General features: G+C 74.2%; 21 protein-coding genes. 15 read left to right on the top strand and 6 right to left on the bottom strand.

Annotation, left to right across the window (positions count from 1 at the left end; all coding sequences use genetic code 11):
* Nucleotides 1–669, top strand: coding sequence for a leucyl/phenylalanyl-tRNA--protein transferase (aat, locus tag ACYVKX_RS05620; protein WP_460829710.1), 669 nt, complete (start codon nucleotides 1–3; stop codon nucleotides 667–669).
* Between the two features lie 13 nt (nucleotides 670–682).
* On the opposite strand, the gene ACYVKX_RS05615 is transcribed toward aat, so the two are convergent.
* Together ACYVKX_RS05615 and ACYVKX_RS05610 are read right to left on the bottom strand one after the other, a co-directional pair.
* Nucleotides 683–1,000, bottom strand: coding sequence for a rhodanese-like domain-containing protein (locus ACYVKX_RS05615; protein ID WP_460829707.1), 318 nt, complete (start codon nucleotides 998–1,000; stop codon nucleotides 683–685).
* Between the two features lie 8 nt (nucleotides 1,001–1,008).
* On the bottom strand, nucleotides 1,009–1,875 hold the full coding sequence (locus ACYVKX_RS05610; RefSeq protein WP_460829706.1) for an Fpg/Nei family DNA glycosylase: 867 nt from the start codon (nucleotides 1,873–1,875) through the stop codon (nucleotides 1,009–1,011).
* Nucleotides 1,876–2,039: 164 nt separating this feature from the next.
* Between ACYVKX_RS05610 and ACYVKX_RS05605 the strand changes: the two genes are divergently transcribed.
* From ACYVKX_RS05605 to ACYVKX_RS05590, 4 genes are all read left to right on the top strand, one after another.
* Nucleotides 2,040–2,294, top strand: coding sequence for a hypothetical protein (locus ACYVKX_RS05605; protein ID WP_460829705.1), 255 nt, complete (start codon nucleotides 2,040–2,042; stop codon nucleotides 2,292–2,294).
* A 119-nt stretch (nucleotides 2,295–2,413) separates the two neighbouring features.
* On the top strand, nucleotides 2,414–3,202 hold the full coding sequence (locus tag ACYVKX_RS05600; protein ID WP_460829703.1) for a glycerophosphodiester phosphodiesterase: 789 nt from the start codon (nucleotides 2,414–2,416) through the stop codon (nucleotides 3,200–3,202).
* A 10-nt stretch (nucleotides 3,203–3,212) separates the two neighbouring features.
* Nucleotides 3,213–4,148, top strand: coding sequence for a DUF5926 family protein (locus ACYVKX_RS05595; protein WP_460829702.1), 936 nt, complete (start codon nucleotides 3,213–3,215; stop codon nucleotides 4,146–4,148).
* 148 nt (nucleotides 4,149–4,296) lie between these two features.
* Nucleotides 4,297–5,802, top strand: a complete 1,506-nt coding sequence (locus ACYVKX_RS05590) for an amidohydrolase (RefSeq protein WP_460829700.1) — start codon at nucleotides 4,297–4,299, stop codon at nucleotides 5,800–5,802.
* Here the strand turns inward: ACYVKX_RS05590 and ACYVKX_RS05585 are convergent.
* Nucleotides 5,795–6,682: an SGNH/GDSL hydrolase family protein gene (locus ACYVKX_RS05585; protein WP_460829698.1), complete on the bottom strand. Its 888-nt coding sequence runs from the start codon at nucleotides 6,680–6,682 to the stop codon at nucleotides 5,795–5,797. The two genes, ACYVKX_RS05590 and ACYVKX_RS05585, sit on opposite strands and share 8 nt — an antisense overlap.
* Before the next feature lie 116 nt (nucleotides 6,683–6,798).
* Between ACYVKX_RS05585 and ACYVKX_RS05580 the strand changes: the two genes are divergently transcribed.
* The 10 genes from ACYVKX_RS05580 (at nucleotide 6,799) to ACYVKX_RS05535 (ending at nucleotide 16,356) form a co-directional block, all read left to right on the top strand.
* Complete coding sequence (locus tag ACYVKX_RS05580; protein ID WP_460829696.1) at nucleotides 6,799–7,926, top strand: ROK family transcriptional regulator; 1,128 nt, start codon at nucleotides 6,799–6,801, stop codon at nucleotides 7,924–7,926.
* A gap of 53 nt (nucleotides 7,927–7,979) precedes the next feature.
* Nucleotides 7,980–9,272: an extracellular solute-binding protein gene (locus tag ACYVKX_RS05575; protein WP_460829694.1), complete on the top strand. Its 1,293-nt coding sequence runs from the start codon at nucleotides 7,980–7,982 to the stop codon at nucleotides 9,270–9,272.
* 104 nt (nucleotides 9,273–9,376) lie between these two features.
* A complete protein-coding gene (locus ACYVKX_RS05570; RefSeq protein ID WP_460829692.1) occupies nucleotides 9,377–10,279 on the top strand; it encodes a carbohydrate ABC transporter permease in 903 nt (300 codons plus the stop codon).
* Nucleotides 10,279–11,118, top strand: coding sequence for a carbohydrate ABC transporter permease (locus tag ACYVKX_RS05565; RefSeq protein WP_460829690.1), 840 nt, complete (start codon nucleotides 10,279–10,281; stop codon nucleotides 11,116–11,118). Before ACYVKX_RS05570 ends, ACYVKX_RS05565 begins: the two co-directional genes overlap by 1 nt.
* The gene (locus tag ACYVKX_RS05560; RefSeq protein ID WP_460829688.1) at nucleotides 11,115–12,575 is read left to right on the top strand and encodes a glycoside hydrolase family 3 protein; all 1,461 of its coding nucleotides are present in this window, start codon (nucleotides 11,115–11,117) and stop codon (nucleotides 12,573–12,575) included. Before ACYVKX_RS05565 ends, ACYVKX_RS05560 begins: the two co-directional genes overlap by 4 nt.
* Nucleotides 12,572–13,465, top strand: a complete 894-nt coding sequence (locus tag ACYVKX_RS05555; RefSeq protein WP_460829687.1) for an ROK family protein — start codon at nucleotides 12,572–12,574, stop codon at nucleotides 13,463–13,465. The genes ACYVKX_RS05560 and ACYVKX_RS05555 overlap by 4 nt, the downstream gene beginning before the upstream one ends.
* A 10-nt stretch (nucleotides 13,466–13,475) precedes the next feature.
* Nucleotides 13,476–14,396: an N-acetylglucosamine-6-phosphate deacetylase gene (locus ACYVKX_RS05550; protein WP_460829686.1), complete on the top strand. Its 921-nt coding sequence runs from the start codon at nucleotides 13,476–13,478 to the stop codon at nucleotides 14,394–14,396.
* Nucleotides 14,396–15,166: a glucosamine-6-phosphate deaminase gene (locus tag ACYVKX_RS05545; protein ID WP_460829684.1), complete on the top strand. Its 771-nt coding sequence runs from the start codon at nucleotides 14,396–14,398 to the stop codon at nucleotides 15,164–15,166. Before ACYVKX_RS05550 ends, ACYVKX_RS05545 begins: the two co-directional genes overlap by 1 nt.
* Nucleotides 15,167–15,346: 180 nt before the next feature.
* Nucleotides 15,347–15,829 (top strand): diadenosine tetraphosphate hydrolase, encoded by a 483-nt coding sequence (locus tag ACYVKX_RS05540; protein ID WP_460829683.1) that lies wholly within the window; start codon nucleotides 15,347–15,349, stop codon nucleotides 15,827–15,829.
* Nucleotides 15,817–16,356, top strand: a complete 540-nt coding sequence (locus ACYVKX_RS05535) for a mycothiol transferase (protein WP_460829682.1) — start codon at nucleotides 15,817–15,819, stop codon at nucleotides 16,354–16,356. The genes ACYVKX_RS05540 and ACYVKX_RS05535 overlap by 13 nt, the downstream gene beginning before the upstream one ends.
* A 61-nt stretch (nucleotides 16,357–16,417) precedes the next feature.
* Here the strand turns inward: ACYVKX_RS05535 and ACYVKX_RS05530 are convergent, their stop codons facing one another.
* From ACYVKX_RS05530 to ACYVKX_RS05520, 3 genes are read right to left on the bottom strand one after another with little or no spacing between them, the layout of a single operon-like run.
* Nucleotides 16,418–18,202, bottom strand: coding sequence for an ABC transporter ATP-binding protein (locus ACYVKX_RS05530; protein WP_460829680.1), 1,785 nt, complete (start codon nucleotides 18,200–18,202; stop codon nucleotides 16,418–16,420).
* On the bottom strand, nucleotides 18,199–19,068 hold the full coding sequence (locus tag ACYVKX_RS05525; RefSeq protein WP_460829678.1) for an ABC transporter permease: 870 nt from the start codon (nucleotides 19,066–19,068) through the stop codon (nucleotides 18,199–18,201). The genes ACYVKX_RS05530 and ACYVKX_RS05525 overlap by 4 nt, the downstream gene beginning before the upstream one ends.
* Complete coding sequence (locus ACYVKX_RS05520; protein WP_460829676.1) at nucleotides 19,065–20,024, bottom strand: ABC transporter permease; 960 nt, start codon at nucleotides 20,022–20,024, stop codon at nucleotides 19,065–19,067. The genes ACYVKX_RS05525 and ACYVKX_RS05520 overlap by 4 nt, the downstream gene beginning before the upstream one ends.

Here is a 20,024-nt window from a genome sequence, read left to right as displayed (position 1 = left end):
ATGCCCGTCGAGCCGCCGCCGTCGCGCTGGACCTTCGGCGACCCGGCCGGCTTCGACGCGCGCGACGACCTGGTGGCGATCGGCGCCGACCTCGAGCCGGGCACGCTGCTGGCGGCGTACCGCCGCGGCCTCTTCCCGATGCCCTCGGTCCCGCCGGGCGGCCCGGTGCACTGGTTCTGCCCGGTGCGTCGCGGCGTGATCCCGCTGGACGGGCTGCTGGTGTCGCGCTCACTGCGCCGTTCGCGCCGGGACTTCGAGATCCGCGTCGACACGGCCTTCCCGGAGGTGGTCGCCGGCTGCGCGGACCCCTCCCGGCCGTCCGGTTGGGTCGACGGCGACGTCGCGGCGGCGTACCTGCGCCTGCACGAGCTCGGCTGGGCGCACTCGGTGGAGGCGTGGCGGGACGGGCGGCTGGCCGGGGGGCTGTACGGCGTCTCGATCGGTGGGCTGTTCGCCGGGGAGTCGATGTTCCACCGGGTGCGCGACGCGTCCAAGGTCGCGCTCGTCGCGCTGGTCGAGGCGCTCACCGACGAGCACGTCGCGCGCCGGCTCCTCGACGTCCAGTGGCTCACGCCGCACCTCGCGTCGCTGGGCGCGGTCGAGGTGCCGCGGGCGGCGTACCTCCGGGCGCTGGCCCGCGCCCTTTCGGCGCCGCAGCCCTCCTGGTGAGGCTCTCCGCCCGTCAGACGACCTGGGGCGGCCGGCCGGTCTCGCTCACCATCGGGCGGCCGGCCGCCGCCCAGTCGAGCATGCCGCCCTCGAGGTTCACGGCCTCGCGGCCCTGCTGCTGCAGCCACGCCACCGCCTGCGCAGACCGGCCGCCGACCTTGCAGACCACGAGCACCTGACCCTCGGGCAGCTCGGTGTGCCGCACCGGCAGGGTCGCGAGCGGGATGTGGACCGCGCCCTCGATGTGGGCGTACTGCCACTCGACCGGCTCGCGGACGTCGAGGACCGTGAGGCCCTCGGGGAGCGGGTCCGGTACCTGGTCGATGGTCATGGTCGGGATCATTTGAGGAGCCTGCTCATCCTTCGGTCGGCCAGCGGCTTGCCGCCGGTCTGGCAGGTGGGGCAGTACTGGAGGCTGGAGTCGGCGAAGGACACCTCGCGCACGGTGTCGCCGCACACCGGGCACTTCTCGCCGGCCCTCCCGTGCACCGCGAGGTTCGACTTCTTCTCGCCCTTGAGCTCGCTGGCCGCGAGGCCCCGCGACCGGTCGACCGCGTCGCCGAGGGTGGACCGCACGGCGTCGTACAGGACCCGGATCTCGTCGTCGGTCAGGTGGCCGGCGGGCTTGAACGGTGACATCCGCGCGGCGTGCAGGATCTCGTCGGAGTAGGCGTTGCCGATGCCGGCGATGGTGCCCTGGTGGCGGAGCACGCCCTTGAGCTGCTTGCCGCCCTCCTTCTCGAGGATGCTCCGCAGGGTGTCGATCGTGAAGTCGTCGGTGAGGGGGTCGGGCCCCAGGCTGGCGATGCCGGGCACGTCCCGCGGGTCGCGGACGACGTACGCCGCCAGGCTCTTGCGCGTGCCCGCCTCGGTGACGTCCAGGCCGGCCTGGTCGTCGAGCACCACGCGCAGCGCGAGGGTGGACTTCGTGCTCGGCTTCGGCGGGATCGCCGGCACCTCGTCGCGCCAGCGGACCCAGCCGGCGCGCGCCAGGTGGAGGACGAGGTGGGTGCCGGACGCCTCGATGTCGAGGAACTTGCCGTGCCGGGTCACGTCGTCGACCAGCGTCCCCTCGAGTGCGGAGAGCGGCGGGTCGAAGGTCTTGAGAGCGCTGAACTGCGGCACGTGGACCTTCGCGATTGCGTGCCCGGCCAGCCGGCCCCTCAGGTCGAGGGCCAGCGCTTCCACCTCGGGCAGCTCGGGCACGGTGCGAGTGTAGGCCGCCGTACTTGTCGGCCTTTCCCTGACGTTGTCAGGTGTTGCAACGGCCGACAACGTCAGGGATCCCCGGCTGACCGGGGATTCCGCCGGCCCACCACCTGTCCACAGAACCGGTGACAGGCTCCACCCGGCAGGCGCAGAATGGGAGCATGCCCGCCGTCCGACCGTTCCCGCAGACGGGGTCGATCCACCTCGACGCCCGCGGCGGCGACCGCGCGCTGCGGGTCACCTGGCACGAGGACGCCGGGCTGGTGGTGCTCTCGCTGTGGCGCGACAACGTCTGCGCCGGGTCGTTCCGGCTGGCCGTCGACGAGGTGCCCGAGCTGATCGAGGTCCTCCGCGCCGGCCTGGTGCACTCCTACGAGGCCGCGCGCACCCGCCTCGAGGCCGTCGAGTCCGCCTGAGGCCGAGCTGAGCCTGAGCCTGAGCCGACCCCGAGCCGAGGCTGGGCGCGCGGCACCCGCGGCGGCGCGGGCTGCCATCATCGGAGCGTGGACCTGGTCGAGCACCGGCACCGGCACCCATGAGACCGCAGATCGTCGCGCACCGCGGCGCCAGCCACGACAACGCCGAGCACACCCTCGGGGCGTACGTCGCCGCGCTCGATGCCGGGGCGGACGGGCTGGAGTGCGACGTGCGGCTGACCGCCGACGGGCACCTGGTCTGCGTGCACGACCGCGACCTGCGGCGTACCGCCAGCAGCCGGGGCGTCGTCTCCACCATGGAGCTGGCCGAGCTCGACCAGCTCGACTTCGCGTCGTGGAAGAATCCCTGGGCCGACCTCGACGACGAGGCGCCGGCGCGCGACGAGCGGCTCGACCGGGTGCTGACGCTGCGCACGCTGCTCGAGACCGTCGCCGACTACGACCGCCGGGTCGAGATCGCGATCGAGACCAAGCACCCGACGCGGTACGGCGGGCTGGTCGAGCGCCGCCTCGTCGAGATGCTGCGCGACTTCGGCTGGGACCGGCCCGGGTCGCCGGCCCGGGTGATGAGCTTCAGCTGGACCGCGCTGCAGCGGGTCGAGCGGCTGGCGCCGGCGGTGGGGCTGGTGCAGCTGGTCGAGAAGGCGCACCACTGGCCGATGCTGAGCCGGGTGATCGGCGAGGACTGGCTGGTCGGCCCGGGCATTGGCGAGCTCGCCGACCATCCGCGGCTCGGGCCGCGGATCACCCGGGCCGGCCACGACCTGCACGTGTGGACGGTGAACACCCCGGCCGACCTCGACCTCTGTCTCGAGCTCGGGGTGGCGGCGGTGATCACCGACCGGCCGGCGTACCTGCTGGAGCTGCTCGACGAGCGCGACGGATAGCCTCGCCGGCATGGCGAAGAAGTCGCGCACCCAGGCACGCACCCAGGCAACCGACGGCGAGGTCGGCCCGCGCCAGCCCTGCCCGTGCGGCTCGGGCCGGCGCTACAAGGCATGCCACGGCGCGCCCGGCGGGGCGCCCGCGCCGTACGTCGGCCGGCCGTTCGAGGGCCTCGCGGGCGAGTGCGACGTCGTCGCGATGCGCGAGCTGGTGCCGGCGGCGACCGCGCCGCTCACGCTGAGGGACCACCCCGACCGCACCGTGCGGCTCTGCTCGCTGCTGCCGATGGCCGCGCCCGCGATGGTCCGCGACAGCGGCGCGATCTGGCTCGGCCTGCAGGTCCAGCACAACTTCGGCGACGTCTCCCGCGACCTCGGCGCGGTGCTCGTCAAGGCGCTCGCCGCGGACGCCGGCATCGTCGGCCTCACCGACCCGCCCGGCGAGGGCCCGCGGCTGCAGGACCTGATCGCGAACGACTCCCTCGACGTGACCGTCCACGACGGCTTCGACTTCTGGATCGCCGACGTCGAAGAGGGCGACCGCGCGACGATGGCGGCCGCCCTGGAGCAGGCCAACGCCGCCGCCTCGCCGACGGCCCGACTGACGTCGGTCGAGGCGGCGTACTGGACCGACGTCGGCGCCAAGGAGCACCTGCGCTGGGTGCTGCCCGAGCCCGAGGGCCCGCTGCTCGACGCGCTCGCGCGGCTGCACGCCGCGGGCAGGGACGTGCTGGTCGAGGACTCGCGGTTCGTGGGCATGTTCCGCGCGCACGGCCTGCTCGCGCCGGTCTGGGACCTCCCGCTGGGCACCGGCGCGGAGGCGCTCGAGGAGCCCGCGGCCCGCTTCGCGGCCGAGCTCGCCGAGGCGCTCGCGGACGGCTCCGACCTCACCGGCGAGCAACGCTCGGCCCGGTCCGGTCTGGCCAACCGGCAGGTCACGCTGAGGTGAGCGCGGGCTGAGGGGCGGATCACGCTCCCACGCCGGCGCGGGAGTTGTGTCGTGCGCGCGGCGGCACGTAGATTCGCCCGCGCTCGGTCGTTGTCGTGTCCCCCGTCGGCAACGGCCGAGCCCTATGTTTCGCCCTAATGTTTGCCCCGTGTCGAGCCTGCTGATCCGCGGCGCCCGCCTGGTGCCGCTGCGCCCCGGCGAGGTCGCGCCGGACCGTCTCGTCGACGTCGCCGTCGAGTACGGCGTCGTGACGACCGTGGCCCCCGGAGCCGGGCGCCCCGACGGCGCGGACGTCGTCGACGCGGGCGGCCGGTGGCTGGTCCCGGGGCTCTGGGACCAGCACACCCACCTCACCCAGTGGACGCTCGCCTCGCAGCGGCTCGACCTCGGCGGCACCCGGTCGCCCGAGGAGATCGTCCGGGCGGTGGCCGATCGGATCCGCGAGCACCCCGACCTCCCGGTCGTCGGCTGGGGACACCGCGCCGGCGCCTGGGACCGCGAGGCCACCGTCGCCGAGCTCGACGCCGTCTCCGGCGACACCCCGGTCGTGCTGATCAGCGGCGACGGCCACCACGCCTGGCTGAACACCACCGCGCTGCTGCACCTCGCGATGCCGGTGCGCGACTCGGTCGTGCGCGAGCGGGAGTGGTTCGCGGCGTACCCCCGCCTGGTCACGCTGGGCGCCGACGGCACCTCGCCCGAGGCCTACCGCCGGATGCTCGACGCCGCGGCCGCGCGGGGCATCGTGGGCATGGTCGACTTCGAGTTCGGCGCGAGCATGGCCGGGTGGGCGGAGCGCTGGGCGCAGGGATGCGACCGGCTGCGCATCCGCTGGGCGACGTACGCCGACACCCTCGACGCCGTGCTCGCCGCCGGGCTGCAGACCGGCGACCCCCTCGGCGGCGACCCGCGGCTGACGATGGGGCCGCTCAAGATCATCAGCGACGGGTCGCTCAACACCCGGACCGCGTGGTGCTGCGAGCCGTACGGCGACGCGCACCGCCTCGAGCACCCCGCCGGCCAGCCCAACCAGTCCGGCGACGAGCTGCGCGACCTGTTCCGCCGCGCGCACGCCGGCGGCCTCGATGTGGCGTGCCACGCGATCGGCGACGCCGCGGTCGAGGACGCGCTGGCGGCGTACGCCGACACCGGCGCGCGCGGGTCGATCGAGCACGTGCAGCTGGCGCGGCGCGAGGACCTGCGCCGGATGGCCGGGCTCGGTGTGCGGGCCAGCGTGCAGCCCGCGCACCTGCTCGACGACCGCGACCTCACCGAGCGGGTGTGGGGCGAGCGGTCGGAGCGCTGCTTCGCGTTCCGCTGGATGCTGGAGGACGGCATCGAGCTGGCGCTCGGGTCGGACGCGCCGGTCTCGCCGCTGGACCCGTGGCTCGCGATGGCCGCCGCCGTGCACCGCAGCGCCGACGAGCGCGAGCCGTGGCACGGCGAGCAGGCGCTGACCGTCCGCGAGGCGCTCGCCGCGTCGGTCGACGGCCAGCCGATGGTGCGGCCGGGCTCGCGCGGCGACCTGGTGCTGCTCGACCGGGACCCGCTCGGGCTCGGCGGCGACAGCGCGGCCGTGGGTACGGCGCTGCGCGCGATGTCCTCCGCGCTCACGGTCGTGGCCGGCGTACCGGTCCACGACGCGATCAGCTGATCTCGTCCAGGATCAGGCGGGCGACGGCCTCCTGCTCGACCGCGAGCGGGTGGTAGGCGAGCGCGGTCGTCGCCGAGGTGACCCGGCCGTTGATCCACGGGTCGGCGGAGCAGATGTCGCGCCCGGCGCTGGGCGCCCAGAGGTCGACGAAGTCGACGCCCGCGTCCTCGGCGGCGGCCTGGACGGCGTCGGCCAGGCCCTGGTTGATGGTGCGGGCGAAGGCGTAGTCGCCCTCGGCGAGGGGCAGGTCCGCGCAGGTGCCGGTCGCCGGGATCAGCTGCGGGTAGCCGATCAGCAGCACCCGCGCGTCGGGCGACCGCTTCTCGACGCCCCGCACGACCTCGACGAGGTTCGCGCGGATCCGCTCCAGGATCCGGTCGACGTCGCGACCGCCGGCCGCGGCGTCGGTGCACGGCGAGCCGGTCGGGTCCTGCGCCGCGACCAGGACGCAGGTGCCGAGCGTGCCGCCGAAGAGGTTCTCGTCGTTGCCGCCGAGGCCGATCGTGACCAGGTCGGTGCCAGGGCGGAGCGCGTCGAACTGCGGCGGCACGGAGCCGCCGCGCCCGGCCTGCGGGCGGACCGTGTTGCGCGTGCTCGCGCCGCTGCAGCTGACGTCGGTCAACGCGGTGCCGGGCATCGCCTCCGCGACCAGCGCCGGGTAGTTCACCCCGGAGCGCAGGCAGAGGTTCGAGGCGTCGGTCGGCGGCACCAGCGGCGCGGCGGTGTAGGAGTCGCCGAGGGCGACGTACTCGTCGTACCGCGTCGGCGCTCCCGTCGGCGCGCCGGTGGTCTCGGCCGGCAGCGGCAGCGGTCGATCGTCGCCGCCCGAGCACGCCGTCAGCGCGGCGAGGAGCGCGAGGGTGACGACGAGCGGCCGCATGGGTCGACCGTACGTGTGTCGAGTCGGGCCTTCCTCCCGACTCGACGCCGGTCGGCTCCGCGAAATTCCGGCGGAGCCCTTGACGAGCAATATGTAAGTGCGCTGAACTAACAAACGTGACGACGACCTCTCCCGTGGGCCGGCCGCTGCGGCCGCAGGGCAAGCGGCTCCAGGAGGACGCCCGTCGGCACCATCGCTCGCTGCTGCTCCAGCAGCTCTTCCGCGAGGGCCCGGCCAGCCGCGCCGACCTCGCCCGGAGCACCGGGCTGACCCGGGTCACCACCTCCGACCTGATCGGCGAGCTGGTCGCCGACGGCCTGGTCGAGGAGTTGGGCGCCCCCGCGGAGTCGCGGGTCGGCAAGCCGCCGGTGCTGGTCGGCCTCGCCGCGGACAGCACCCACGTGATCGGCATCGACCTGTCCAACGACGACCGGATGACCGGTGCGGTCCTCGACCTGCTCGGCCGGGTGCAGGCCCGCCACGAGGTCGCCATCGACGGCGCGACCGGCCAGGACGCCGTCGACCTCGTGCACCGGCTCGCCGCCGCGCTGATCGCGATGACCGACCGGCCGGTGCTCGGCATCGGCGTCGGGAGCCCGGGCGTCGTGGACGCCGCCGGCACGATCATCGACGCCCCCAACCTGGCCTGGGCCGACACCCCGCTCTCCGCGACGCTCGCCCGGGCCTTCGACCTCCCCGTCGTCGTCGCGAACGACGCCAACACCGCCGTCCTCGGCGAGCACACCTTCGGCCAGACCGGCGACGGCGGCCTGATGGTGCTCCGGGTCGGCACCGGCGTCGGCGCCGGGCTGGTGCTCGAGGGCGCGCTGCTGCACGGCCACCGCGGCGCCGCGGGCGAGATCGGCCACGTCGTCGTCGACCCCGGCGGCGAGCGGTGCGCCTGCGGCCGCACCGGCTGCCTGGAGACGATCCTCGCCGTACCCCGCCTGCGCCGTGCCATCGAGAACGGCGACGCCGACTCCGTCCTGGCGGCGACCGGCGAGCGGCTCGGTGCCGCGCTCGCCCCGGTCGTCGGCACGCTCAACATCTCGGAGCTGGTGCTCAGCGGCCCCGGCGAACTGGTCGACGGCCCGCTGCGCGAGGCCGCCGACCGCACCATCCGCGACCGGGTCATGCCGGTCAGCTCCGCGGGCCTCGTGGTCCGCGCCTCGACGCTCGGCGAGGACGTCGTCCTCGTCGGTGCCGCCGTCCTCGTCCTCGCCGGACAGCTCGGCGTCTCGTGAAGGACCGACTCGGAACCATCCCCACCAGAAGTTCGCAAGAGAGGAAGACCGCCGTGCGGATCAAGAAGACACTCGCGGGCGCTGCGCTGGCCACCCTGGCCCTCACCGCGCTCGCCGCCTGTGGCAGCGACGACAGCGACAAGGAGCCGTCGAGCGGCGGTACTCCCCAGGCCGCCGACATCCGGGTCTGGCTCAACGGCACGGACACGCCCGAGGAGGCGCGGGCGTGGCTGAAGAAGACCTTCGAGGACCAGAACCCCGGCTCCACGCTCACCATCGAGCAGCAGGAGTGGGACGGCCTGGTCGAGCGCCTGACCACCGCGCTCTCGAGCGAGTCGGAGACCCCGGACGTCGTCGAGATCGGCAACACCCAGGCCCCGACTTTCACCTCGGCCGGCGCGTTCTCCCCGCTCACCGACCAGCTCGGCGACCTCGGCGGCGACGACCTGCTCCCGGGCTTCGTGGACGGCGCGACCGTCGACGGCGAGACCTACGCGGTGCCCTACTACGCGGGCTCGAAGTACATCTTCTACCGCAAGGACCTGCTCGCGAAGGCGGGCCTCGAGGTGCCGACCACCATGAGCGAGTTCGTCGACGCGGCGGTCGCGCTGAAGAAGGCGAACCCCAAGCCCGCCAACTTCTCCGGCTTCTGGTTCCCGGGCCAGGACTGGCGCAACGGCGCGGCGTTCGTCTGGGACGCCGGCGGCGACTTCGCCACCGCGGACGGCGGCGAGTGGAGCGGCTCGCTCTCCTCGGCGGAGTCGATCGCGGGCCTCGAGACCGCGCAGCGGCTCTTCGCCGAGGCATCCGGCGCGCCCAAGGACGGCAACGAGGCCGACCCGTGGACGCCGTTCTGCGCCGGCGAGATCGGCATGATGTCGACCCCGGGCTGGGTCAAGGGCCTGATCGAGGACCCGAAGACCGGCTGCCCCGACACCTACGCCAAGCAGATCGGCGTCTTCGCGATGCCGGGCTCGGACGGCTCGCCGGCCCCGGTGCTGCTGGGCGGCTCGGACATCGCGATCGCCGCGAAGTCGGCCAACCAGGAGCTCGCCCAGAAGGCCGTGGCCCTGATGCTGAGCGAGGACTACCAGACGATCCTCGCGCAGAACGGCCTCACCCCGGCGCTGACCTCGCTCGCCTCGCTCCTCGGCGACGACGAGTTCGCGCAGGCGACGATCGCGGCGGCGTCCAACGCCAAGCTCACGCCGGCGGCGCCGGGCTGGGCGACCGTCGAGGGCTCCCGCGTCCTCGAGGACCTGTTCAGCGCCCTCGCCCAGGGCGGCGACCCGGCCCAGCTCGCGGCCGACGCCGACGAGCAGATGAACGGCCAGCTGAACGGCTGACCCGTTCGGTCGGAGCCAGGCAGACCCGGCCGGGGCGGTCCGCCGCCCCGGCCGGATCGTGCCCACGCCGTAGGCCCGCCATCATGTGACGGAAGGAGGAGCAGATGAGCGAGACCGCACCGCGCCCGCGGCGTACCCCCTTGCCGTACGCGCTCCTCGTGCCGGCCGTCGTCGCCCTCGCCGTCGCGCTGGGCTATCCGCTCGTGCGCCAGGTGGTGCTGTCCTTCCAGGACTTCGGGCTCGCCCAGCAGTTCGGCCGGCCGCCGGAGTGGGTCGGGTTCGAGAACTACCGGGCACTGCTCACTGACGGGTACCTGTGGCGGGTCACGCTGCGCTCGCTGGTCTTCTGCGTGGTCAACGCGGTGCTCACGTTGGGGATCGGCGTCGGGCTCGCGCTGCTGATGCGGCACATGGCCACGGGCATCCGGGTCCTCGTGCAGACCGGCCTGCTGCTCGCCTGGGCGATGCCGATCGTGGCGTCGCTGACCGTGTGGCAGTGGCTCTTCGACACCCAGTACGGCGTCGTCAACTACCTGCTCACCAAGCTCGGCCTCGACTTCGCGGGCCACTCCTGGCTGCTCCAGCCGCTGTCCTTCTTCTTCGTGGCGACCGTGATCATCGTCTGGATGAGCGTCCCGTTCGTGGCGTTCACCGTGTACGCCGCCCTCACCCAGGTCTCGGAGGACCTGGTCGAGGCCGCCGAGATCGACGGGGCCGGGCCGCTCGCGCGGCTGCGGCACATCGTGTTCCCGGCGATCAAGCCGGTGCTGCTCGTGGTCGGCATCCTGCAGGTGATCTGGGATCTGCGGGTGTTCAGCCAGATCTACATCCTCCAGCAGGCCGGTGGGTCGACCCGTGACACGAACCTGCTCGGCACCTACATCTACCGGCTCGGCATCGGCGGCGGCGACTTCGGCATGGCCGCCGCGGTCGCGATCTTCATGCTCGTGCTGACGGTCGCGCTCACCTCGCCGTACCTCCGCGTCATGCTCAAGCAGGAGAACTGATGGCCCGCGCACCCCGCCGCTCCCTGCGGATCACCGCGAACGTCATCGGCGTCGTCGCGTTCCTGGTCGCGACCTTCCCGGTCTACTGGATGGTCAACAGCTCCTTCCTGCCGCGCAACAAGATCCGCAACCCGGTGCCGACCTGGGTCCCGCTCGGCGGCGACCTGGACAACTACCGCACGGTCTTCGAGGGCGGCCGGTTCCTCGACGCGATGAGGATGAGCCTGATGGTCACCCTGCTGACCGTGCTCGTCGCGCTGGTCTTCGCCTTCGTCGCGGCGGTCGCGGTGTCGCGGTTCCGGTTCCGCGGGCGGATGTCGTTCGTCGTGACCCTGCTGGTGATCCAGATGATCCCGGTCGAGGGCCTGTTCATCTCCCAGTACAAGATGCTCGAGGCGATGGACCTGCTCAACACCGTGGTGGGCCTGACGCTCGTGTACGTCGCCCTGGTGCTGCCCTTCACGATCTGGACCCTGCGCGGGTTCGTCGCGGGCGTGCCGTACGAGCTGGAGGAGGCCGCGATGATGGACGGCTGCTCCCGCGTGCAGGCGTTCTTCCGGGTGACGTTCCCGCTGCTCGCGCCCGGCCTCGTGGCGACCGGCGTGTTCGGGTTCATCCAGGCCTGGAACGAGTTCACGCTCGCGCTGGTCGTGATGACCCGTCAGGACCGGGAGACGCTGCCGCTGTGGCTGACCACGTTCACCGACGTCAACCGCGGCACCGACTGGGGCGGCATCATGGCCGGCTCGACGCTGATCGCGGTCCCGGTGATCGTCTTCTTCCTCGTCGTGCAGGGCCGGATGGTCGGCGGCCTCACGAGCGGGGCGGTGAAGGGATGAACACCGCGCGACATCGAGGGACTCCCCCGCCGCGCTCCTCCACGCACGCTCCCGCGGGTGCCCCGAACCGCGATCTCGACCGCCTGGCACTCGACCGTCTCGCGCTGGGCGTCCTGCTGCCGGCGTTCCCCGGTACGACGCTGCCCGGCGACTGGGCCGAGCTGCTCGTCGAGGGCCTCGGCGGCGTCTGCCTGTTCGGCAGCAACACCGCCGAGGGGCCGGCCGCCGTGCGGGAGCTGACCCGCACTATCGGCGCAATTGCGCCGGATGTGCTGATCGCCGTCGACGAGGAGGGCGGCGACGTCACCCGCCTGCACGCGCTGACCGGAAGCCCGGTGCTCGGGCCGGCCGCGCTCGGCGCCGCCGACGACCTGGCGCTGACCCGGGCGACCGGCCACGCGATCGGCCGCGAGCTCGTGGCCGTGGGCATCGACCTGGACCTCGGCCCGGTCGCCGACGTCAACACCGACCCGGACAACCCGGTGATCGGCACCCGCAGCTTCGGCACCGATCCGGTCCGGGTCGCCGAGCACGTCGCCGCCTGGGTCGAGGGGCTCCAGGCCGCGGGCGTCGCCGCCTGCGCGAAGCACTTCCCCGGGCACGGCGACACCGCCCAGGACAGCCACCTCGAGCTGCCGACCGTGGACGCGCCGCTGTCGGTGCTGGAGACCCGGGAGCTGGTGCCGTTCGCGGCAGCCGCCCGGGCCGGGGTCGCGTCGGTGATGACCTCGCACATCGTCGTACCCGCCCTCGACCCAGAGCTGCCCGCGACGCTGAGCGCGCCGGTGCTGCGGCTGCTGCGCGAGGACCTGGGGTACGACGGCGTCGTCGTCAGCGACGCGCTCGACATGGCGGGCGCGTCCGCGGGCCGGGGCATCCCGGAGGCGGCGGTCCTGTCGCTGAACGCCGGCGCCGACCTGCTCTGCATCGGGCCCGAGAAGGACGCGGCGCTGGTCCGCGAGATCCAGGCCGCCCTCGTGGCCGCGGTCCGCGCGGGCCGGCTGGCCGAGTCGCGGCTGCGCGACGCGGTCGACCGGATCGCGCAATTGCGCCGGTTTGGCAGCGGCGGGCCGCCAGAAGATGTCCAAACGGCGCAATTGCGTGGGGCGCGCGCGGCGATCACGGTCGAGGGCGAGCTGCCTGACCTGTCCGGCGCCGAGGTGGTGAGCGTCGCGACCACCGCGAACATCGCGATCGGCGAGGTCCCGTGGGGGCTGCCGCCGGATCGCGTCGTCAGCCCCGGCGAACCGATCGCCGGCGACCGGCCGGTGATCCTCCAGGTGCGCGACGCCCACCGGCGTCCAGACCTCGTGGCCACCGGGGCCGCGGTCGTGGTCGAGTGGGGCTGGCCGGGCCCGTACGACGGCGTACCGCCGCGGATCTGCATGCGCGGCCACTCCCGACCGGGGGCCGCGGCACTGACGGAGCTGCTGAGGAAGGCAGGGTGGGACCGGTGAACGTCGGTCTGGACATCGGCGCGACCAAGACGCTCGGGCTGGTCATCGACGATGCCGGCGCGATCCTCGCCGAGGTGCGCGAGGCGACCGAGCCGGGCACCGACGGCGTGGTGCGTACGGCGGCGCGCGTGGTCGAGGCACTGCGGGCCGCGACCGGCGAGCCGCTGACCGGTGCCGTCGGTGTCGGCATCCCCGGCCTGGTCGACAGCGCGAACGGCACCGTCAAGCACGCGGTCAACCTCGGCCTCGACGGCGACTGGTTCGCCCTCGGCGAGCGGCTCGGCGAGCGGCTCGGGGTGGAGGTCGTGGTCGAGAACGACGTCAACGTGGCCACTCTCGGTGCGGTGGCGATGAGCGGCGAGGACGACCTCGTCTACCTCAGCATCGGCACCGGCCTGGCCGCCGGCCTCGTCCTCGAGGGCCGGCTCCGCCGCGGCGACCACGGCGCGGCCGGCGAGGTCGGGCACATCCCGGTCGACCCCCACGGCGTCCTCTGCGAGTGCGGCCAGCGCGGCTGTCTGGAGACGATCGCGTCCGGCCGGGCGCTCGCGACCGCCTGGCCCTCGTCGGGCCAGGTGCCGCCCGCGCAGGCGCTGTTCGCCGCCGCCCAGGACGGCGACGAGAAGGCCATGGCGCTGCGCGAGGAGTTCGCCGCCGGCGTCGCCTCGGCGATCCGGGTGCTCGCGCTCGCCGTCGACCCGCGGACGGTCGTGCTCGGCGGCGGCGTCGCCCAGCTCGGCGAGCAGCTCCGGGTCGCGGTGGCCTCCGCGCTGCGCGAGCAGGCCGCGACCTCGCCGTTCCTCGCCTCGCTCGACCTGGCCGGCCGGCTGAGCGTCGTCCCGGCCGACTACCCCGTCGCCGCCGTCGGCGCCGCGCACCTGGGCCGATGAAGGGGAGCCGATGAGGGTCCCCGGACTCGTCGACGCGCAGGTCAACGGCGCGGCCGGCATCGACCTCACCGCCGAGCCGCACCGGCTGTGGGAGGTCGCGTCCGCCCTGCCGGCGTACGGCGTCGTGGCGTTCGTCCCCACCGTGATCACCTCCGACCCGGAGGCCCGCGCGGCGGCGCTGGCGGCCCTCGCGGCCGGACCGCCCGCCGGCTGGGTGGGCGCCGAGCCGCTGGGCCTGCACTTCGAGGGACCGATGATCGCCCCGAACCGCAAGGGCGCCCACCCCGAGCACTGGCTGCGGCCGCCGTCGCTCGACCTCGTCGACGGCTGGTCGCGCGAGGCCGGTGTGCTGATGGCGACGATCGCTCCGGAGCTGCCGGGCGCACTTGACGTGATCGCGCGGCTGACCGCCGAGGGCGTCGTCGTCGCGGTGGGCCACACCGGGGCCACGGCCGCGCAGGTCTCCGACGCTGTCGAGGCCGGCGCGCGGGTGGTGACCCACCTCGGCAACGCGATGCCGCCGCTGCTGCCGCGCGAGCCGGGGCCGGTCGGTGCCGCCCTCGGCGGATCCCACCTGGTTGCGGGGTTGATCGTGGACGGCCACCACCTCGACCCGCTGTTCGTGCGGGCGGCCTGGCGCGCGCTCGGCCCGGCACGGTTGCTGTCCGTCTCGGACACCACCGCCGCGCTCGGCCTGCCCGACGGACCGACCCGCCTCGGTGACCAGGACGTCGTCGTCTCCGCCGGCACGGTCCGGCTGCCCGACGGGACCCTGGCGGGCTCGGCCGCGTCGCTGGCCGACTGCCTGCGCGTGCTGATCGCGCAGACCGGCTGCTCGGTCGCCGAGGCCGTCGCCACGGCCACGACGACGCCGCTCACCCTGCTCGGCCTGCCGCCGCGCGAGGAGACCGTCGAGCTGGAGCTGGGCTGATGGAGGTCGTGATCACCCCCTCGGCCGCGGTGCTCGCGGCCGACGCGATCGAATCGCTGGTGGCCGCCCGGCCGTCCGCCGTGCTCGGTCTCGCCACCGGCTCGAGCCCGCTGCCGGCGTACCGGGAGCTGATCCGGCGGCACCGCGCCGGCACCGCTCCGCCGTACGACGGCGTGCGCTGCTTCCTGCTCGACGAGTACGTCGGCCTGCCGGTCGGCCACCCGGAGACCTACCGGGAGACGATCTTCCGCGAGCTCACCGACGCGCTCGGGATCGCGCGCGACCGGGTCGCGAGCCCGGATCCGTCGGACCCGGAGCAGGCCGGTGCGGCCTACGAGGCGGCGCTGGTGTCGGCCGGCGGCGTCGACCTCCAGGTGCTCGGGATCGGCAGCGACGGCCACCTCGCGTTCAACGAGCCCGGCTCGTCCCTGGCGTCGCTGACCCGGATCAAGACGCTCACCGCGCAGACCCGCGCGGACAACGCGCGGTTCTTCGGCTCGGTCGACGAGGTCCCCCACCACGTCCTCACGCAGGGTCTCGGCACCATCCTCCGCGCCCGGCACCTGGTGCTGCTCGCCTCGGGCGCCGGCAAGGCCGCGGCCGTCGCCGCCGCCGTCGAGGGCCCGCTCTCGGCTTCATGCCCAGCCTCCGTCCTCCAGCTCCACCCGCACGTCTCGGTACTGCTGGACGAGGCGGCCGCCTCGGGTCTTACCCGTGCCGGCCACTACCGCGAGGTGTACGCCGCCAAGCCGCCCTGGCAGGGGCTCTGAACGCCGAGTCGGCGTGAACTCACCCTCCAGGGATGCTCAGTCGGCGCGAACTACCGGTAACTCACGCCGACTCGGCCGCGCTGACGCTGGCGCTGCTGCCCTGGAGTCGTGAACCGGTGAGGGCGCCAGCGCGCACGCTGGGCCTCCTGGGCCTCACGACTCCCAACCTAGGCTCGCCGGGTGACCGACTTCCGCCAGGACCGCGTCGGCAGCGCACTCGCCGGCACCAACCCGACCGTGCTGCGGCGGATGCGCGCCGGGTTCGCGGTGATCGGCGACGTGCAGCACCTGCCCGGCTACTGCGTGCTGATCACCGACGACCCCGCGGCCGACCAGCTCACCGACCTGACGCCCGATCGGCAGCTGGCGTTCCTCGAGGACGCGGCGATCCTCGCGCGTGCGGTGTCCTCGGTCTGCCGGAGAAGAGACCCTCGGTTCCGCCGGGTCAACCTGGAGATCCAGGGCAACACCGACGCGTTCCTGCACGCCCATGTCACGCCGCGCTACGAGTGGGAGCCGGCCGACATCGTCGGCTGGCCGGCGGCCCTCCATCACATCCAGGGGCGGGTGACCGCCGAGCACCGGCTCGGCCCGCAGCACGACGATCTCCGGGCCGAGCTGACGGAGGAGCTCGGCGTAGTGTGCCGGACATGGGAGAGCTGACCATCCGCAACGAGCCCCCTCTCGCCGGCACCGAGGTCGAGGCCCTGCTCGGGTCGCTCGAGCGGCTGCGCGGCTACCTGCTGTGGAAGTGCGGCGGCCTCGACGCCGCCGGCATCCGCCAGACCCTCGGCCCCTCGACGCTGACCCTCGGCGGCCTGCTCAAGCACCTCTCCGCGGTCGAGGCGATCACGTTCGCGTGGAAGCTGCACGGGCGCCGGCCGTTCCCGCCGTTCGACCGGGCCGACTGGGACGACGAGGGCTTCCACCTCCGGGTCGAGGACGACGACACCCCCGAGTCCCTCGAGCGACTCTTCCAGGAGTCGGTCGCGCAGGGCCGGGCGCTGGTCGCGGAGGCGATCGAGAACGGCGGGCTCGGCGGTCCGGCCGACGTCGGCGACGACGACGGCAACCACGCGAACGTGCGGAGGCTCGTCTGCGACATGATCGAGGAGTACGGCCGCCACGTCGGCCACGCCGACCTGATCCGGGAGTCCGTCGACGGGCTCGTGGGCGAGGACCCGGAGTAGCGGCCGGTCAGCCCAGGGCCACCGCGAGAGCGGGGTCGGCGAGCCGGCCCGGTACTCGGGCTCAGGCCAGCCAGCCGCGATCGTCGCGCGGCACCGCCGCGAGCAGCTCTCGGGTGTACGCGTGGCCCGGCTCGTCCAGGACCCGGGCGGTCGGGCCGGACTCGATGCAGCGGCCCGACCGGAGCACGTAGGTGCGCTGGGTCACCTGGCGTACGACGGCGAGGTCGTGGGTGACGAACAGCAGCGCCATGTCGAGCTCCCGGACCAGCCGGGCAAGCAGGTCGAGGACCTGGGCCTGGACGGAGACGTCGAGCGCGGAGACGGGTTCGTCGCACACGAGCAGCTCGGGCTCGGCCGCGAGCGCGCGGGCGATCGCCACGCGCTGCCGCTCCCCGCCGGAGAGCGCGGCCGGCCGGCGTCGGGCGTGGGCCGGCGAGAGTCCGACCAGGTCGAGCAGGGCGACGACGTCCGCCGGGCCGTGCGGGCGGCCGAACGCCGCGAGGGAGTCGGCGAGCGTCGTCCCGACCGGCCGTACGGGGTGCAGGCTCGAGTACGGGTCCTGGAACACCATCTGCACGACCCCGCGCAGCCGCCGGCTCTCCCGGACATCGAGATCGGACCAGGACGAGAACGAGGTGCCGTCGAGCTGGACCGAGCCGGACGTCGGGCTCTCCAGGCCGACCACGCACCGGGCCAGCGTCGTCTTGCCCGAGCCGGACTCGCCCACCAGCCCGACCGTCTCCCCTCGGGCGACCTCCAGCGTCGCGTCCTCCAGGGCCGGCCCGATCGCACCGGCGAACCGCTTGCCGAGGCCGGTGACCCGCAGCAGGGCGCGGTCCGGGTCGGTCGGCGCGAAGGCGACGGGTGCCACCGTGCCCCGGTCCTGGCGGAGCGCTCCGAGCTCGGACACTCGGGCGCATGCGGAGGAGCGGCCCGGCGTGAGCGGTGTGAGCGGCGGCGCCGAGGCCCGGCAGGCCGCGGCGGCATGGGCGCAGCGGTCCGCGAAGGCGCACCGGTCCGCGACGTCGTCGTGCGCGGGCACCGAGCCGGGCGGGGCGGGCAGCACCGCCAGCCGCTCGTCCACCGGGGGCTCGGCGTCGAGCAGCGCCGCCGTGTAGGGGTGCCGCGGGTCGCGCTGGACCATGTCGGCCGGCCCGACCTCCATGGTCCGTCCCGCGTACATCACCAGGACCCGCTCGCACATCGAGAACGCCACCCGCAGATCGTGGGTGATCAGCACGAACGCCATGCCGCGGTCGCGCTGGATGCGACGGACCAGCCGCAGGATCTCGCGCTGCGTGGTGACGTCGAGCGCGGTGGTCGGCTCGTCGGCGACCAGGACGTCGGGGTCGCTCACCAGCGCGGCGGCGATCCCCACCCGCTGGCGCATGCCGCCGGAGAGCTGGATGGGGTAGCGCCCCGCCACGTCCGCGCCGAGCCCGACCTCGGCGAGCCGGCGGGTCACCTCGGTACGTCGGCGTCGCCGGTCGCGCCGGACGGCGGCGGGCAGGCCGTCGGCGAGCTGGGCGCCGACCCGGCGCAGCGGGTTGAGCATCGTGAACGGGTCCTGCATCAGCAGCGCGACCCGGCGACCGCGCAGGGCGCGGGCGCTGCGGTCGTCGGTGACGGTGGCGCCGGTGACCTCGACCCGGCCGTCGGCGACCAGGCCGGGCGGCAGGAGCGCGAGCAGCGAGCGTGCGGTCAGCGACTTGCCGGAGCCGGACTCGCCGACGATCGCCAGCGAGTCGGCCGGACCGAGCGTGAGGTCGACGCCCGAGACGAGGACGCGGTCCGCCGCGGGCATCCGGATCGTCAGGCCGCGGACGTCCACCACCGGTGCGGTCATCGCCGCAGTCCTCTCTCGTCGAGCTGCCGATGCACCCAGTCGCCGACCACGTTGACCGCGGCGGCGGTGAGGATGATCGCGAGTCCCGGAGCGATGACCGACGCCGGGTTGGCGAGCAGCAGCCCCCGGTTGTCGGCGAGCATCCGGCCCCAGTCCGCCGATCCGGGCGCGACCCCGAGCCCCAGGAACGAGAGCGAGGACAGCGCGACCAGCGCGAAGCCGAAGTTGAGGAAGGCGTTGCCGACCACGACCGGCGCGATGTTCGGCCAGATGTAGCGCAGGGCGATCGTGCGACCCCGCAGGTTCGACAGCGTCGCCGCCTCGACGTAGGGCCGCTGCCGCTGCTCGAGGACGGCGGCGCGTACGACGCGGGTGTCGCCGGGCGAGAACAGCACCACCAGGGTCGCCACCGCCAGCAGGTAGCCGCCGCCCACGACCCCGGTCACCACGATCGCGACCAGCAGGGCGGGCAGCGAGAACATCAGGTCGGTCCAGCGCATCGCGACATGGTCGGTCCAGCCGCCGCGGTAGCCGGCGGGCAGCCCGACGAGGTGGCCGATCAGCAGCGATCCCGAGGCGATCAGGAGCGCCCCGAGCACCGAGCTGCGGGTGCCGATCGCCACCATCTGGAGCACGTCGCGGCCCAGGTCGTCGGTGCCGAGCGGGTGGTCGGCGCTCGGGCCGGCGACGCCGAGCAGCAGGTCCTGGTCGCTCGCTCCGGGGAGCAGCAGCGGCGCCACCAGCGCCGCGACGAGGACCAGCACCGAGACGGCGAGGGCGCCGGCCACGACCGTGCCGGGCCACCGGCGCGGCCGGCGGGCCCGCGAGACGGCGGTGGCGGACCCGAGCGGGAGGGGGTGGCTCACCGGGGTCTCCTCACGAGCGACACGCGCGGGTCGGCGGCGGCGTACGCCGCGTCCACGACGAGGTTGACCAGGGCGATCAGGGCGGTCAGCAGGAGCGCCACGCCCTGCACGACCGGCACGTCCTTGAAGGTCACCGCGTCGACGAGCAGGGACCCGAGGCCGGGCAGGGCGAAGACGATCTCCACCAGCACCGAGCCGACCAGGATCGAGGTCAGCACCAGCCCGGTGGCGGTCAGGATCGGGACCGCGCAGTTGCGCAGCGCGTAGCGCAGCACGCGCACCGGGCCCAGCCCGCGGGCGCGGGCGAAGACGACGTAGTCCTGGCCCAGTTCGCGCACCAGCGCCGTCCGGGTGAACCGGACGAGCAGGCCGGCGCCGCCGACCGCGAGCGCGATCGCCGGCAGCATCAGGTGCCACAGTCGGTCGGGGCCGCCGGCCCCGGAGCCGTAGACCGGGAACCACCCGAGCCGCACGGCCAGCAGTCCGAGCAGGAGCAGGCCGACGGCGAACGGCGGTGCACTCAGGCCGGCGACGCTGAGCACCACGATGCCCTGGTCGGCGGCGCGGCCACGGCGCAGCGCGGCCAGCACCCCGCCCGCGATGCCCAGCAGCACCGCGAACAGGGTGCCCAGCAGCGCGAGCTGGAGGGTCAGCCCGGCCCGCGCGGAGATCGCCGAGCCGACCGGCTCGCCGGAGCGGATCGAGGTGCCGAGGTCGCCCTGCAGGGCGTCGGCGAGCCACCGCCCGTACTGCACCAGCAGCGGATCGTCGAGGCGGTACTGCGCGCGGATCGCGGCGCGGGTGGCGTCGGTCGCTGGCCGGTTGCCCAGGAGGGTCTGCTCGACCGAGCCCGGAGCGAGGTAGACCAGGCAGTAGATCCCGAAGGAGAGGACCAGCAGCACGAGCGCCGTGCCCGCCAGTCGGCCGAGCAGGAACCGGAGCCAGGCCACGGCCAT

This window comes from Nocardioides hungaricus (assembly GCF_054782915.1).
The sequence above is the reverse complement of the archived record's forward strand: the minus strand, read 5'-3'. Positions and strand labels throughout refer to the sequence as shown.